Below are 16,189 nucleotides of genomic sequence, written 5' to 3' on the forward strand. Positions count from 1 at the left end.
AGATTTTTATGGGAAAAGTATGTTTTAAAGGAAGCGCTATGTTAAATCCTGTTCCTGTAGCACTTATAACCTGTATAAACAGTGAGGGTAAACCTAATGTGTTTACTGTTGGTTGGATTGGAACAGCTTGTACAAAACCACCAATGATAACAGTAGCCATAAGACCTGAAAGACTTTCTTATAAACTTATTAAAAAAACTAAAGAATTTGTAGTAAATTTACCTTCAAAATCTTTAGTTAAAGAAGTTGATTTTTGCGGAGTACGATCTGGCAATACTATTGATAAAATTAAACATTTAAAGTTTAATTTAGAAAAATGCAAATATATAAAAGCACCTATTATTAAACAATGTCCTGTGGCTCTTGAATGTAAGCTAAAAGAGATAATTCCCCTAGGAACCCATGATTTATTCTTAGCAGAAGTTGTTTCTATTCACATAGAGGAAAGCTTAATAGATAGTAAAGGAAAATTCCATATAGAAAAGGCGAATTTAATATGTTATTCTCATGGAGAATACTTTCCTATTCCACAAAAATCTATAGGTAAATTTGGTTTTTCTGTTCAGAAAAAAAAGCATAAGGTAAAAAAATTATAACATTTTAATTGCCTATCCTTCATAGAATAAATTAGGAGGGATAGGCAATGTCAAAATTTAAAAAATTATTATTTACTCTCATATTTATATTTATAATAGAAATAATATTAATATATTTAGGATATAAAAAATCTACTGAAAATTCACTAACTATTAATGGCTATAACCCTAAAAAACCTTTAGTACTCATAGCAGATATTACATTAAATGAACTCTTTGTATTTCAAGATAATAAGTGTTTAAAAACTTATATTATATCTGGTGGTAAACCAAGTACGCCTTCTCCTATAGGCACATGGAAAATTATTAGTAAAGATACCTGGGGAGAAGGTTTTGGAGGCCATTGGATGGGTTTTAATGTACCCTGGGGTAAGTATGGTATTCATGGTACAATATATCCTAATTCTCTTGGGTGGAACTCCTCTAAAGGCTGTATTAGAATGAATAATAAAGACGTAGCCGAATTATATAAAATAGTTAAGCATAATACGCCGGTAATAATATATGGAGGACCATATGGAGATTTTGGAGAATATTTAAGACCAATTAAGCCTGGTATGATAGGTTCTGATATTTATAAGCTTCAACAAATTTTAAAAGAAAAAGGATATTTTAAAGGAGAACCTAATGGAATTTATAACCAATGGATGATACCTTCGATAAATAAATTTCAAAAGGAACATAATCTTCCTATAAACAATACAATTGACAAAAATTTTTTTAAAAAATTAGGAGTAGAACTAATTGATTGATTAATTCCACTCCCATTTTTATAGCTTTATTTTTTAGGTATCCAGCTGTTTACTAAATCTTCATTATCTTTTATCCATTCCTTAGCACAATCTAACGGATCTTTATTACTCTCTTCTATCAATCCCATTAATGTTCCAAGTTGTAAATCATCTAATTTAAAATTCTTTAAAAACTCTGCCACCTCTGGCATATCTTCTTTGAATCCTTTTCTAGATACTGTGTGTATGCTTTCCACATCTCCAAAAGAATGTTTAGGATCTTCTAAAAACTTTAAATTCCATCTCGCAAACATCCAATGAGGTTTCCATCCTGTTACAACAATAGGCTTCTTTTTCCCTACTGCATCTTTAAGCATAGTTGTCATAGCAGGACCACTTCCCTCTAGAAGTTCATAATTCAATTTATAATCTTCTATTGCTTTTTTAGATGCTTTCATTATCCCAGCACCAGCATCAATACCAATTATTTTACCCTCAACCTTATCTTTAACTTTATTTAATTCCTCAATACTATTTATATTAAACTCCTTAGGTACAACTAATCCAATTTTAGCATCATCATAATTTGTTCCTAAATCATCTAAATCACTCTTATATCTATCCATATAATCTTTGTGAGTTACAGGAAGCCAAGCATCTAAAAAAGCATCCAAATCATTTTCCGCAACAGATGTAAAAATCATTCCGGCTTCTCCCATAGTTAAATCAACCTTATATCCCATTTTATCTTCTAAAACTGCTTTAGCTAAATTGGTCATAGCAACACCTTCAGCCCAATTTACATAACCTAATTTTACCGTCTTATTATTTTTTTTAGTTGTGCCTGTGCACCCTGCTAATGCAGTTACTGATAATACTCCAATACACATAGCAGCCATTATTTTTTTTAAGTTCATTAATATTTCTCCCCTTTTTAATATTACTGTCTTTTACATAAAGCCTGAGTTATTCTATCAAGTATCATAGCCAATATTACAACTGCTAATCCACTTTCAAACCCAAGTCCAATTTTAAGCTGTGTTATTCCATTATAAACTTCTCTACCAAGTCCACCTGCTCCTATCATAGCAGCTATAACTACCATAGATAGAGATAACATTATTGTTTGATTTACTCCTGCTAAAATGGTAGGTAACGCTATTGGAAGCTGCACTTTATATAGCATCTGTCCTGGCGTAGATCCAAAAGATTTAGCTGCCTCAACCACATCACTTGGCACTTGTCTAATACCTAAGTTTGTAAGTCTTACAGCTGGTGGCATTGAAAATATTACTGTAGCAATAGTTCCTGGAACCTTACCCATACCAAAAAATAGTACTGCAGGTATTAAATAAACAAATGCAGGCATAGTCTGCATAAAATCAAGTATAGGTCTTAATATTTTATTCGCTCTATCATGCCTTGCAGAAAGTATCCCTAATGGAACTCCTATAAGTAGCGCAATTAACGCAGATACCATAACCATAGATAATGTTTGCATGGTTTGCTGCCAAAGTTCCATAGAATCTATAAACATAAAACCAACAAAAGTAAATATAGCTACCCCTTTACTAGCTAGTTTATAAGCTAATAATGTAAATAATATTATCATAATTATGCTAGGAGGAAATAATAATATTTTTTCTAACCCTTCTATTAATTCTTTATTCATAATTTTAATTATGTTAAAAAATGATTCTCCATTATCTTTCATCCATTCTACTATAAATTCAAAAAAAGGTCCTACGTGAAATGTTATCATATATCTATTCCTCCTCTCCTAAAATTGCTCCTATTATTGTAGATCTTTTTATAATCCCTAATAATGTATTATTTTCATCAATTACTGCCAATGGATATTTTGCATCTTTAGCTAAAGATAGCAACTCTGATACCTGTGCCTGAGAGTCAACTACAGGTATATTTTTTTCAATAATTTCATCTACTAAAGGAATTCCCGCCTTAGCTAATTTCATAGTATCATCAATATTAATAATTCCTTTTAGTTTTCTGTCCTTATCAACCACATATATACTAGAAATTTCCTCATCTTTCATAATCCTTATAGCAGCTTTAGGTCCATCTTTAGGTGATATTATAGGATTTGCTTTTTTCATTATAGATGAAGCAGTAAGAACCTTTGTCCTATCTACATCTTGAACGAAAGTTTTTACATAATCACTAGCTGGATTTGTAAGTATTTCTTCAGAAGTTCCAATTTGTTCTATAACTCCATCTTTCATTATAGCTATTCTATCTCCAAGTTTTAAGGCCTCATCAAGATCATGGGTTATAAACACAATGGTTTTTTGCATTTTAGATTGTATCTCAAGCATTTCATCCTGCATATCTTTACGTATCAATGGGTCTAAAGCACTAAATGCCTCATCCATTAAGAGTATTTCTGGATCTGTGGCTAGAGCTCTAGCCAACCCAACCCTTTGCTGCATTCCTCCACTTAGTTCATTAGGTTTTTTATCAGCGTAATTTGATAGTCCTACTAAATCTAATGATTCAAGTGCTTTCTTCTTCCTTATATTATCGTCAACTCCTTGAATCTCTAGTCCATACTCAACATTGCTTAAAATACTTCTATGTGGAAATAATGCAAAGTTTTGAAATACCATAGCTATTTTCTTTCTTCTTATTTCAATAAGTCTCTTTTCATCACATTTCACTATGTCTTCTCCATCAATTAATATTTCACCTAAACTAGGTTCTATTAGCCTATTTAAACATCTAATTAAGGTAGATTTACCACTACCAGATAAACCCATTATAACGAAGAACTCACCTTCATTCACTTTAAAATCTACATTATTTACACCTACCGGATTATTAGTTTTTTTTAGTACTTCCTCTTTACTTAAACCTTGTTTTAATAACTCAATAGCCTTTTTAGAATTATTTCCAAATACCTTATAAAGATTCTTAACCTCTATATTTGACAATTTAACCACCTCTTAACTTTTAGCACACCAACATTCATAAATATTTATACAACTTTAAATATATGGAAAATTATTTATACTTGAAATTTTCTCCATTTTGATAAATAATGTCGATTAAAAATCATTTAAATAAACTTTTTTTATATATTATTTAAACACACTTGATTTTTATTCAAATATCAGTGACAATCTCATTTTATCATGCAGGTTGTTACTTGTCAAATTACATATTAGTTACAAAAAGCCTATGCTAATCTAGCATAGGCTTTTTATTCTAAGTATTAATCCAGTATAACAACAGGTTTAATTAAATCTTTTGGCTTATCTTTCATAAGCATTAAAGCTTTTTCAAAATTATCAAATCCATGGAAAACATGAGTAACTAATTTACTTGGGTCTAATCTATTATATTTAACTAAATTAGATAAATTTTCCATTCTTAATCTACCACCTGGACATAACCCCCCTCTTATACTTTTATGGGCCATTCCGCTTCCCCACTCTAATCTTGGTACAGGCAAAGTCTCTCCCTCTCCAAAATAATTTATATTTGACACTGCCCCTCCTGGTCTAACCATTTTTATTGCATTACTTAAACTATTAGAATTACCTCCCGCTATTATTACCCTATCTGCTCCCATTCCATTTGTTAATTCCATAACTTGTCTTACTATATCCCCTTCTTTATAATTAACAATATCTGTAGCCCCATAACTTTTAGCTACCTGGACACATATAGGTCTACTTCCTACTGCTATTATCCTTCCAGCACCTCTTAACTTACTCCCTGCCACTGCCATTAATCCCACCGGACCTATTCCTATAACTACTACAGTGGAGCCAAACTGTATATCTGCCAATTCAACCCCATGAAATCCTGTTGTAACCATATCTACAAGCATAACAGCTTGTTCTAAACTTATTTCCTTTGGAAGATGTGCCAAATTCATATCAGCATCATTTACATGAAAAAACTCTGCAAAAACTCCATCCTTAAAATTAGAAAATTTCCACCCGGCTAACATTCCATTAGAATGCTGTGGAAAACCTTGCTGGACAGCAATGCTTCTCCAATCAGGTGTAATAGCTGGAACTATTACCTTATCTCCTACTTTAAAATCTTTAACCTCACTACCAACTTCCACTATCTCTCCTATTGCTTCATGACCTAGTATCATATTTTTTCTATCACCTATAGCTCCCTCAAATGCAGTATGAATATCTGAAGTACAAGGGGCTACCGCAATTGGTCTTACTATTGCATCAAAAGCTTTTGCAAAAGGCTTGTTTTTTTCAATCCACCCCACATTACCTATACCCAGCATAGCAAATCCCTTCATAAATAGCACCTCCGTTTGTTAGTAATTTAACAATTATATTATAACATAATTTTCTGAATTTTTATATATTTAATGTTTTTTTGTAATATATTAAAATCTTTAATAAAACAAAGGTAAGTGAATTACACTTACCTTTGTTATGTTGTATTTCTAATTACAAGTGCTGTATCAAAATATATCTGTTTCTCCCTTACTTCTTCTCCTTTAATTAAATCTATAAGTAATTTACATGCTCGTCTTCCCATTTTATAAATTGGTTGAGAAATAGTAGTTAATTCAGGTTCAAAAAATTTTGAAAATCCTATGTTATCAAATCCCATTATGCATATATCCCTTGGAATATTGTAACCATTTCTAATAAGTAATTTTAAACCTCCATAAGCCATCATATCATTACTATAGAATATAGCTTCCACATCCGGTACTTTTTTTATTACATCTTCTGTCACTTTTATGCCACCTTCTATAGTAAAATTGCTTTGAAAAACATATTTATCTTCATAAATATCATATTTGTTCATTATATCCTTATAACCACAAAATCTTTCTTTAGTTATTTCCAATTCTTCTGGTCCCTTTACAAAAACTATTTTTCTCTTCCTTCTACTAAGTAAATACTCTACTCCTTTAATAACCCCTTGTTTATTAAGACAATATATTCCATACATATCTTCATCTATTTTTATCTGTCTATCTACTACCACAAAGGGAACATTATTATCTTTTAAAATACTTACACTTTTACTACTTTGACCTCCTGCTATAAATATAACTCCATCAACTAATTTACTAATCAATAATGTAGTATACTTTTCTTCTTTTTCTTCTTCATTATCCGTATTGCAAAATATTACATTATATCCTAAACTATTAGCCCCATCTTCTATAGCTCTTGCCATTTCAGAGAAAAACGGATTAGTTATATCGGGAAGAATTATTCCTATAGTTTCAGACTTTTTAGTACTTAAACTTCTAGCAACTGAATTTGGAATATAATTTAATTCTTTAGCTATATCTAATATCCTTGTTTTAGTCTCTTCACTTATATTATCTGCTCTATTATTTATAACCATTGAGACTGTTGTTTTAGAAACATTTGCTTCTCTTGCAATATCCTTCATCGTCACTTTCTTCATAAAATATACCCCTAGCTTAAATATTATAATACTATTTTCAACCTATATAATACTATACTAATTTATTTTTTAAAATCCAGGATTATATTAAATCCTGGATTTTATAAGTTTATTTTTTTATAAGTTTTAAATCAACTGGTATTTCTTTTTCTACTTTTTCACCCTTTACAACCTTTACTGCATTTTCCACAGCTATGCCTCCCATTAAATCCGGTTGTTGAGCAACTGTAGCAGCCATTTCTCCACTTTCTACAGCTTTTTGAGCATCTTCGTTTCCATCAAAGCCTACAACTAATACCTTCTTACCTTTTAAAGCCTTAACTGCTCCTAGAGCCATTTCATCATTATGTGAAAATACAGCATCAAATTTAGGTGTAGCTTGAACTATGTTTTCCATTACATTTAATCCCTTTTGTCTATCAAAATCTGCAGACTGGCTTGCAACTACTTTTACTCCATCTTTTCCATCTACTACCTTATGGAATCCTTTTCCTCTATCCTTTGTAGCTGATGCTCCAGGGATACCTTGAATTTCTACTATGTTAGCTTTCCCACCTAATTTTTCTAAAATAAAGTTTGCCGCTAGCTCTCCACCTTTAACATTATCGGATGCTACGTGGCATACAACATCTCCCTTATTTGCTTTTCTATCCACAGTTAATACTGGAATCTTTCCATCATTAGCTACTTTTATAGCATTTGCTACTGAATCACTATTGGTTGGGTTAATTATTATTGTAGCAACACCCTGCTGAACAAGATCTTCAACATTTGATCTTTCTTTTGCTGGGTCATCTTGTGAATCAACAATTACTAATTCATATCCTAATTCTTTAGCTTTCTTTTCTGCACCCTCTTTCATAGAAACAAAGAAAGGATTATTTAATGTTGATATTACCATTCCTATTTTCTTTTTTTCACCTTTATTTGTATCCGTTGCGCCATCTTTTTTGCCACACCCAGTAAAGCCCGCCATCATAAATACCCCTGTTAATGCTAAAGATAGCATTCTAAATTTTGCTTTTTTCATTTAAACATTCTCCTCCTTTAATTAAACCTTAATAACATTTATAATAAATATTTGTTAACTATTTGTTTTTCTTATCTAAAAGTATAGCAAGTAATATAACGAAGCCTTTAACTATAAGTTGATAATAAGGTGAAACATTCATAAGATTCAAGCCATTATTTAACACTCCGATGATCATTGCACCTACCATAGTACCTGTTACCGTTCCCTCTCCACCAGTAAGACTAGTCCCACCAAGTACCACTGCAGCTATAGCATCTAATTCAAATCCTGAACCTGCGTTAGGAGAAGCAGATCCAACTCTACTTGTAACGATAACTCCGCTTAATGCAGCTGTAGCACCACAAATAACATACACCATTGTTTTAATTCTATCTGTATTTATTCCTGATAATCTAGCTGAATCTTCATTCCCACCAAGAGCATAGACATACCTGCCATATCTTGTTTGAGATAATAAATACCAAGCAATTATTAATACAATTACTATTATAAGAACTGGCATAGGTATTCCCCCTAATTTCTTATTACCTATAGCCATAAAATTATCCGGAAGAGTTGATATTGGGGTTCCATCAGTAAACACATAAGTTACTCCCCTAAATATTGTCATAGTAGCCAAAGTAACTATAAATGCTTGTAGTCTCCCTTTTGCAACTATTATTCCATTAAATAATCCTATTAATGCACCAATTACTAATGCAGCTAATAAAGATAACAAGACATTACCACTTGATTTCACCAATGATGCTGCTATAGCACCAGTTATAGCTAAAGTAGACCCTACAGATAAATCAATTCCTCCCGTTAAAATTACAAATGACATACCTATAGCAAGTATAGCATTTACTGAGACTTGGGTAAGAACATTCATTATATTTGTTACAGTTAAAAACCTTGGAGTAATTAAAGATATTATTAGACAAAGTAATATTAATCCTAGTAAAGACTTATATTTTAAAAGTATACTCTTTGTATCCTTTTTCATTTTCTTTTCTCCTTTTATAAATTAATTTTGCATGTTAACAGCATATTTCATAATATTTTCCTGGGTTGCTTCATTCCTCAAAAGCTCTCCTGATACTTTTCCCTCACTCATAACCAGTATTCTATCACTTATCCCAAGTATCTCTGGCATATCCGAAGAAATCATAATAATTGCCTTCCCCATTTTTTTTAATTCATTTAATACTTCATATATTTCTTTTTTAGCACCAACATCTATTCCTCTGGTAGGTTCATCTATTATTAGTATCTTAGGTGAAATCATTACCCATTTGGCTATAATAACTTTTTGCTGATTCCCCCCACTTAAATTCTTAATAAGTTGTTTATGTGATGGAGTCTTTACAGAAAGTTTTTCTATAAATTTTTTTACTTCCTCTGTTTCTAATTTTTTATCTATCTTCTTAATTGAATTTTCATATTTATTTAAATTGCAAAGACTCATGTTATTTGCAACGGACATATTTAATATCAGCCCTTCTTTTTTTCTATCCTCTGATAGGTATGCAATTCCAGACTTTATAGCATCTTTAGGAGAATTAATTTTTACCTTCTTACCATCTATACATATTTCGCCAGAAGTTTTCTTATATTCTCCAAATACTGTTTTAGCAGTTTCCGTTCTTCCTGATCCCATAAGTCCAGCAATTCCCAAAATTTCTCCACTTCTTACTTCAAAAGAAACATCTTTTACCTTATCTTTGAAATTTAAATTACTTACTTTTAATAAAACCTTTCCTTTTTCCTCTTCTCTGTATGGAAATTGTTCTTCAAGTTTTCTACCTACCATCATAGATATTAAATCATCTTTAGAAACTTCACTAACTTTTGCATCACCTATATATTTACCATCTCTTAACACATTAACTTTGTCACAAATCTGAAATATCTCATCCATTCTGTGTGATATATATATTATAGCTATTCCTTCAGATTTTAACTTCCTTATAACTTCAAATAATTTTACTGTTTCTACATCAGTTAATGCTGTAGTAGGCTCATCCATAATTATTATTTTAGAATGTTTAGATATAGCTTTTATTATTTCAACCATCTGCATTTCGCCTACGTTTAAATCTTCCACTAAGGTATCCGCCTTTATTGAAAATCCTATACTATCTAATAATTTTTCACTTTTTTCTTTCATAGATTTTTTATTTACTTTTCTAAGAAAACCATTATACTCTTCATTTCCTAAAAAAATATTTTCATAAATAGTTAAGTTAGGAAGTAAACTTAGTTCTTGGTGTATTATTGAAACTCCTAATTTTTCCGCTTCTTTAATTCCACATATTTCAACTTCTTCTCCATCGATCCTTATTTTTCCTTCATCTTTTCTATAAACACCACTTAATATTTTCATTAATGTAGATTTTCCAGCACCATTTTCTCCAAGTAGTGCAAGCACCTCTCCACCATAAGCCTTCAAATTTACATTTTGAAGAGCTTTTACTCCTGGAAAAGATTTTGATATATTATTCATTTCCAAAAGAGGTTTTTTCATCTCCATATCTTTTCCTCCTTAAAAAACCACCCCAGATTTTAATATTATATTAGCATATGGCGTTTGTTCTCCTGTTCTAATAACTGCCCTACACTCCTTTAAATTTTGCTTTAAATCCTCATGACTCACAAATATAACTTTTACATTTCCTATTTCCTCTACAATTTTTTTATAAAGCTCAGGACTTACTTTAGTAGTTTCTTTGGCTATTTGTACCTCTTCTATTTGCAATTCCATAAGAACTGCCTTTAAAGTATCTATAAATGTGGGTATACCTTTAACTAAAGCTAAATCTATTCTTTCCGTATCCTCCGGTATAGGAAGTCCACAATCTCCTATGGCTAAACTATCAGTATGACCCATTTTTGAAATTACGGAAGATATATTACTATTTAAAAGACCTATCTTTTTCAATCCTACTCCCCCTTATATATATCTAATACTTCCCTTAATTTTGGTAATGAAGTTTGGGCTCCTTGCCTTTGAACCACAATAGAAGAAACTTTATTTCCAAATTCAATAGCTTTTTTCAAAGTGTCATAATTTATTTTTTCCTCATCTTGAAGCTTAGTAGCCACAGCTCCTATAAAACTATCTCCTGCTGCAGTAGTATCAATGGCATTCACTTTATATGCTGGTATTATTTCTATTTCATTTGAATTCACTAATGCTGCTCCTCTTTCCCCTAAAGTTATAACTACAAATTTAACTCCTTTGGATATAAACTTACTTGCTGCCTGCTTTATACTGTTTTCATCTTCTACTTTAATTTTGGTTAATTCATATGCTTCTGTTTCATTTGGGGCAATTAAATCCGTATACTTTAAAAGACTTTCCGGAATTTTTTTTGCAGGTGCTGGATTTAATATTGTAAATACACCATTTTCTTTTGCTATTCTAAAAGCCTCTATAGTAATCTCTATAGGGGTTTCAAATTGAGCTATAAGAATTTTAGAATTTTTTATAATTTCCTCACAATTATGAATTTCTTCTTCATTTATATTCATATTAGAACCAGACACTACTATTATAGAATTATTTCCTGAATCCTCTACTGTAATAATAGCCATTCCTGTAGGCTCTATATCATCTTTATATATACATTGTAAATTAACGTCATCGTTTTCAAGAGCTTCCAATAATATTTTACCATTATCATCTCTACCAACTTTACCTATCATATAAACATTAGCTCCTAACCTTCTAGCAGCCACAGCTTGATTGGCACCTTTTCCACCAGGTATTTTAGTAAAGCTTTTTGACAGTATTGTTTCTCCTGTTTTTACCATTCTATCAACTCTTAATACCATATCCATATTAATACTACCTAATATACAAATGTTATTCATATTCACTTTATCACCTCTCTGATACTAAACCGGTTAACTAAACCGGTTAAATGTATTATATATTATTTAATTATGCCTGTCAACGTTTAAAAGTACAATTAATATGCATATATTATCATAAAAACTCAAATGTGCTACTCTAATTAATTTTATATTAATATATATTATACATATATGTTAAATATTTAACGGGAATCTGAATATACTATATCAAAATAAAATACATATTTCAATGGTTTTGTTTAAAAAATTCTCACAATTAAATATTTTTTGTAAATTTCGAAAAAGGTATAGATTAATTTTTAAAAATAATCTATACCTTAAGTATTTTAAGTAATCTACTCAATTAAAAAATACTAATTTTGCATCAACTCTTTTTTTTTCTAATTCTAATATCATATAGGAATACCATCTTTCTTTTAGTTTACGACTGGGTGAGCCAGGATTTAGCATCAAAATTTTACCTCTTGTCTTTATTATAGGTTGATGACTATGACCAAATATTATTATATCAACTTTATCACTCTTAAATTGGCTATATGCCCTTTCCATAGCATTTTTACCTTCCCCATGTCCATGAACCATACCTATTTTATAGCCATTTACAGTTATTATTTCTTTAGAATTTATAACCTGTTTTACACTTTTCCCATCATTATTTCCCCATACGCCATAAAATTTTTTACGAGCCTTAATTCTATTTATTACTTCTACGGAGTTAAAGTCCCCAACATGAATAATCATATCAACTTCTTTAAAATATTTATCTAATAATTTATCTATTTTCTCACTATGTTTTGTTATATGTGTATCAGATATTATTCCTATCTTCAAAACTCTCACCCTTTTCAAATTTATTTAATCTTTTATAGCCCAATATATACTATGATTATTTATATAATTATGTACTATTTAAATTCATATGGTTATTATTATATGATTTAAAACAATATAAAAAAGTGAATAATAAAAATTTTAGTTTTATATTATTCACCTTTAATTTAGATTAAAGATTTTCTATTCTTATTATATTTTCTATTTTTTCTGTATCCTTTAAAGATTGTATTATTTCCATTGCCCTGTTAATATTTCCCTCTATAGTACTATGTGTAATAAATACTAATGTAACCTTTTCCTGCCTTTTACCCTTTTGTATAACTGATAATATACTAACATTATTGTTACCAAATATACTTGATATTTCCCCTAAAACCCCTGGATTATCTTTTACTGTTATTCTAATATAATATTCAGATATAATTGAATTCATATTTTTTATAATATTATTCTCTTCTTTAATATCAATTCTAGATGCTCCACTTTGTCTATTTCTTAAAATAGACACTATATCCCCTACAACAGCACTTCCTGTAGGTAGTTCTCCAGCACCCCTACCATATAACATTAAATCGCCTACTGCATTACCCTTTATAAATATAGCATTAAACGAATCATTTACATTGGCAAGAGGATGTGTTGATGGAATCATAGTTGGATGTACTCTTAACTCCAATTGTCCATCTATTTCCTTAACTATAGACAAAAGCTTTATTACATATCCAAATTCCTTTGCATACTCTATATCTATAGGTTTTATATTAGTAATACCTTCTCTATAAATAGAATCTGTACTAACAATAGTATCAAAAGCTAGTGAAGATAAAATTGTTAATTTATACATGGCATCAAAAGCTTCTACATCTGAAGTTGGATCTGCTTCTGCATATCCTTTTTCTTGTGCTTCCTTTAAAGCATCATAAAAGTTTAATCCAAAGAGCGTCATTTTAGTTAATATATAATTAGTAGTACCATTTATAATTCCTATAACCTCTTCAATCTTATTTGCAGTAAGACTCTCTTTTAATCCATGTATAATAGGTATACCACCCCCAACACTTGCCTCATAATAAAACATTACATTTTCTTCTCTAGCTGTTTTTAAAAGTATATTTCCCTTGGTAGCAATAGCCATTTTATTTGCTGTAACTATATGCTTTTTCTTTTTCATAGACTTTACCATATAATCTACTGCTGGATCTATTCCACCTATAACTTCTACCACAATTTCTATACTATTATCTTGTAATATATCTTCAAAGTCATTGGTTAGTACTTCCTTTGGAACGTCTATATCTCTGTTTTTATTAATATCTTTAACTAATACCTTACTTATTTCAATATTATAACCAGATCTTTTTTTTAATTCTTCTTTATTCATGTTTAATATCTTCCAAACACCTTTTCCAACATTCCCTAATCCTAGCAATGCTATTTTAACATTTCTCATAGTTATCCTCCTCTAAGCTAATCTTCAAACACTTTGTATATGGATCTTATTGCCTTTTCAAATTGGTTATTTTCCACACCTATAATTATAGTAATTTCACTAGCTCCTTGACTGATCATTCTTACATTTACTTCTGATAAAGCTAATGCCTTAAAAACTTTAGCAGAAATTCCTACACTTCTATTCATACCTCTACCCACTACAGCTATTAGTGCCATATCTGGATGCACTTCTATGGAATCAGGACTACATTTTATATCTATCTCCTTTATTATTTTTTCTAACTTGCCATCTAATTTCGGCTGTGAAATAATAAGAGATACTATGTCTACTCCAGATGGCATGTGTTCAAATGAAACATCATTGTCCTCAAGTATAGATAAAATTTTACGACAATATCCCTGTTCCACATTCATCATACTTTTTTCTATTGTTATAACTGTGAAATTTTTTTTCCCTGCCACCCCTGTAATAGTACCCATACAATTTTTAGCAATGACATCATTTATTATTAATGTTCCCTGGTGCTCGGGTTCATTGGTATTTTTTATATTTATAGGTATTCCAGCTTTTCTTACAGGAAATATTGCTTCTTCATGAAGTACAGTGGCCCCCATATATGAAAGCTCTCTTAATTCCCTGTAAGTTATTTTTTCTATATTCTTAGGATTATCTACAATACTAGGATCTGTCATTAAAAATCCAGATACATCTGTCCAATTCTCATACAAATTAGCTTCAACACAACTTGCTATTATAGCTCCTGTTATATCTGACCCTCCCCTAGAAAAAGTTTTAATTTCACCATTTCTCATTGAACCGTAAAATCCTGGTATAACTGCTTTATCAACATTAGATAATCTACTTTTTATAGCAAACCTTGTTTTTTCCTCATCTAATATTCCATTTTCTTTGAAAAAAATTAATCCTGCTGCATCCACAAATTGAAAATTTAAAAAGTTAGCTAATATTAATCCATTTAAATACTCTCCCCTACTTGCAATATAATCTTGGGAAGCTCCTAACTTTATTTTCTCCTCTATATTGTTTAATTCTTTTTGTATATCCATACTTAAATTTAATTCACTAACTAGTTTTAAATATCTTCTCTTAACAATTGAAAATACATCATCAAATGGTATATTTTGTTTTATGTGAGCATCACATAGATATAATAGATCCGTTATCTTCTGATCATCTTTAAATCTCTTCCCAGGTGCCGATGGAACTATATATTTTCTACTTTCATCACTTAAAATTATTTTTTTTACCTTATTAAACTGCTTGCCATCTGCAAGTGAACTTCCTCCAAATTTAGCAACTACTATATTTTTCACGTTAATCCCCCATTTTTTTATTAAATTACTTAATTTCTTTTATCACAGCTCCAAAGTTATCAAGTCTTAACTTTTTTATACTCCATGTACTATTAAATATGATTAATCTTTCTTTTAGCCTTTTAAAAAACTCTAAATTACCTTCTTCTACTAAAGCTATAACCGTAGGTCCAGCTCCACTTAAAAATACCCCTAAACACTTTAACTCTTCACAAATTGAAATCACTTCTTCAAAATTATCTATCAGTGTTCCTCTATAAGATTCATGTATTCTATCCTCACAAGCCACTTTTAAAAGATTTAAGTTAGAATTATATAATGAAGATATTAGCATAGAGACTCTACTAATATTAAAAACCGCATCCTTATAGGAAACCTCTTTAGGCAAAACAGCTCTAGCCTCTTTTGTACTTAATTTAAATTTTGGTATTATAGCACAAAAACAAATCTTATCTGGAACAGATATACTATTAAATAGAGTTTCTTCTTTATGACTAATAGATACAGTCATTCCACCAAATAATGCAGGGGTTATATTATCAGAATGGTCTTCTATTTTAGTTGCTAAATTCAAAATGTCTTTTTTATTTAGCTTATTTCCACTAATTTCATTAGCTGCTAATAATCCTGCTACTATACAAGATGCACTACTTCCTAACCCTCTAGATAATGGTATTTGCGCTTCTACTTTTATGTGTACTCCTTTTGGAATATAATTAACTATCTTAAAACATTCCTCCATAGATTTATATATTAAATTTTCTTTTCCTTTATATACTTCATCACAGCCCTCAATTATTATTCCTTCTTCAATTTCTTCTATATAAAATTTATTATACAAATCTAAAGCCACTCCTAGGGAATCAAAACCAGGGCCAAAATTTGCACTAGTGGCTGGTACTTTAATTTCTAACATATCTCTC

At 30.2% G+C, this 16,189-nt stretch carries 16 protein-coding genes; 2 read left to right on the forward strand and 14 right to left on the reverse strand.

Annotation, left to right across the window (positions count from 1 at the left end):
* Nucleotides 1-8 precede the first annotated feature (8 nt).
* Together EJL03_RS04730 and EJL03_RS04735 are read left to right on the forward strand one after the other, a co-directional pair.
* Nucleotides 9-596: a flavin reductase family protein gene (locus EJL03_RS04730; protein ID WP_125152812.1), complete on the forward strand. Its 588-nt coding sequence runs from the start codon at nt 9-11 to the stop codon at nt 594-596.
* Nucleotides 597-643: 47 nt separating this feature from the next.
* Nucleotides 644-1,348 carry a L,D-transpeptidase family protein gene (locus EJL03_RS04735; protein WP_125152813.1) on the forward strand — a complete coding sequence of 235 codons (705 nt, stop codon included), beginning with the start codon at nt 644-646 and terminating at the stop codon, nt 1,346-1,348.
* 26 nt (nt 1,349-1,374) lie between these two features.
* On the opposite strand, the gene EJL03_RS04740 is transcribed toward EJL03_RS04735, so the two are convergent.
* From EJL03_RS04740 to thrB, 14 genes are all read right to left on the reverse strand, one after another.
* Complete coding sequence (locus EJL03_RS04740) at nt 1,375-2,244, reverse strand: glycine betaine ABC transporter substrate-binding protein (protein WP_125152814.1); 870 nt, start codon at nt 2,242-2,244, stop codon at nt 1,375-1,377.
* Between the two features lie 23 nt (nt 2,245-2,267).
* A complete protein-coding gene (locus EJL03_RS04745) occupies nt 2,268-3,089 on the reverse strand; it encodes an ABC transporter permease (protein WP_125152815.1) in 822 nt (273 codons plus the stop codon).
* A gap of 4 nt (nt 3,090-3,093) precedes the next feature.
* A complete protein-coding gene (locus EJL03_RS04750; protein ID WP_125152816.1) occupies nt 3,094-4,278 on the reverse strand; it encodes a quaternary amine ABC transporter ATP-binding protein in 1,185 nt (394 codons plus the stop codon).
* A 281-nt stretch (nt 4,279-4,559) separates the two neighbouring features.
* A complete protein-coding gene (locus EJL03_RS04755) occupies nt 4,560-5,618 on the reverse strand; it encodes an NAD(P)-dependent alcohol dehydrogenase (protein WP_125152817.1) in 1,059 nt (352 codons plus the stop codon).
* Nucleotides 5,619-5,755: 137 nt separating this feature from the next.
* Nucleotides 5,756-6,754 (reverse strand): LacI family DNA-binding transcriptional regulator, encoded by a 999-nt coding sequence (locus tag EJL03_RS04760; RefSeq protein ID WP_125152818.1) that lies wholly within the window; start codon nt 6,752-6,754, stop codon nt 5,756-5,758.
* A 109-nt stretch (nt 6,755-6,863) separates the two neighbouring features.
* Entirely contained in the window at nt 6,864-7,784 is a 921-nt protein-coding gene (gene rbsB / locus EJL03_RS04765; RefSeq protein ID WP_125152819.1) for a ribose ABC transporter substrate-binding protein RbsB, read from the reverse strand.
* 58 nt (nt 7,785-7,842) lie between these two features.
* Nucleotides 7,843-8,772, reverse strand: coding sequence for a ribose ABC transporter permease (gene rbsC / locus EJL03_RS04770; protein ID WP_125152820.1), 930 nt, complete (start codon nt 8,770-8,772; stop codon nt 7,843-7,845).
* A gap of 21 nt (nt 8,773-8,793) precedes the next feature.
* The gene (locus EJL03_RS04775; RefSeq protein ID WP_125152821.1) at nt 8,794-10,299 is read right to left on the reverse strand and encodes a sugar ABC transporter ATP-binding protein; all 1,506 of its coding nucleotides are present in this window, start codon (nt 10,297-10,299) and stop codon (nt 8,794-8,796) included.
* A gap of 12 nt (nt 10,300-10,311) precedes the next feature.
* A complete protein-coding gene (rbsD, locus tag EJL03_RS04780; RefSeq protein ID WP_125152822.1) occupies nt 10,312-10,707 on the reverse strand; it encodes a D-ribose pyranase in 396 nt (131 codons plus the stop codon).
* A gap of 2 nt (nt 10,708-10,709) precedes the next feature.
* Nucleotides 10,710-11,642: a ribokinase gene (gene rbsK / locus EJL03_RS04785; RefSeq protein WP_125152823.1), complete on the reverse strand. Its 933-nt coding sequence runs from the start codon at nt 11,640-11,642 to the stop codon at nt 10,710-10,712.
* Between the two features lie 342 nt (nt 11,643-11,984).
* A complete protein-coding gene (locus EJL03_RS04790) occupies nt 11,985-12,485 on the reverse strand; it encodes a metallophosphoesterase (RefSeq protein ID WP_243108646.1) in 501 nt (166 codons plus the stop codon).
* 163 nt (nt 12,486-12,648) lie between these two features.
* Nucleotides 12,649-13,929, reverse strand: coding sequence for a homoserine dehydrogenase (locus EJL03_RS04795; protein WP_125152825.1), 1,281 nt, complete (start codon nt 13,927-13,929; stop codon nt 12,649-12,651).
* A gap of 17 nt (nt 13,930-13,946) precedes the next feature.
* A complete protein-coding gene (locus tag EJL03_RS04800) occupies nt 13,947-15,266 on the reverse strand; it encodes an aspartate kinase (RefSeq protein WP_125152826.1) in 1,320 nt (439 codons plus the stop codon).
* Nucleotides 15,267-15,291: 25 nt separating this feature from the next.
* Nucleotides 15,292-16,182: a homoserine kinase gene (gene thrB / locus EJL03_RS04805; protein ID WP_125152827.1), complete on the reverse strand. Its 891-nt coding sequence runs from the start codon at nt 16,180-16,182 to the stop codon at nt 15,292-15,294.
* Between the last annotated feature and the right edge of the window lie 7 nt (nt 16,183-16,189).

The organism is Clostridium rectalis (assembly GCF_900626095.1).
Classification (GTDB): Bacteria; Bacillota; Clostridia; order Clostridiales; family Clostridiaceae; genus Clostridium_AS; species Clostridium_AS rectalis.

Bases quoted from the DNA above. Each gene is read 5' to 3' on its own strand.
- EJL03_RS04730 (WP_125152812.1), top strand. From the start codon at position 9: ATGGGAAAAGTATGTTTTAAAGGAAGCGCTATGTTAAATCCTGTTCCT.
- EJL03_RS04735 (WP_125152813.1), top strand. From the start codon at position 644: ATGTCAAAATTTAAAAAATTATTATTTACTCTCATATTTATATTTATA.
- EJL03_RS04740 (WP_125152814.1), bottom strand. From the start codon at position 2,244: ATGAACTTAAAAAAAATAATGGCTGCTATGTGTATTGGAGTATTATCA.
- EJL03_RS04745 (WP_125152815.1), bottom strand. From the start codon at position 3,089: ATGATAACATTTCACGTAGGACCTTTTTTTGAATTTATAGTAGAATGG.
- EJL03_RS04755 (WP_125152817.1), bottom strand. From the start codon at position 5,618: ATGAAGGGATTTGCTATGCTGGGTATAGGTAATGTGGGGTGGATTGAA.
- EJL03_RS04760 (WP_125152818.1), bottom strand. From the start codon at position 6,754: ATGAAGAAAGTGACGATGAAGGATATTGCAAGAGAAGCAAATGTTTCT.
- rbsB (WP_125152819.1), bottom strand. From the start codon at position 7,784: ATGAAAAAAGCAAAATTTAGAATGCTATCTTTAGCATTAACAGGGGTA.
- rbsC (WP_125152820.1), bottom strand. From the start codon at position 8,772: ATGAAAAAGGATACAAAGAGTATACTTTTAAAATATAAGTCTTTACTA.
- EJL03_RS04775 (WP_125152821.1), bottom strand. From the start codon at position 10,299: ATGGAGATGAAAAAACCTCTTTTGGAAATGAATAATATATCAAAATCT.
- rbsK (WP_125152823.1), bottom strand. From the start codon at position 11,642: ATGAATAACATTTGTATATTAGGTAGTATTAATATGGATATGGTATTA.
- EJL03_RS04795 (WP_125152825.1), bottom strand. From the start codon at position 13,929: ATGAGAAATGTTAAAATAGCATTGCTAGGATTAGGGAATGTTGGAAAA.
- thrB (WP_125152827.1), bottom strand. From the start codon at position 16,182: ATGTTAGAAATTAAAGTACCAGCCACTAGTGCAAATTTTGGCCCTGGT.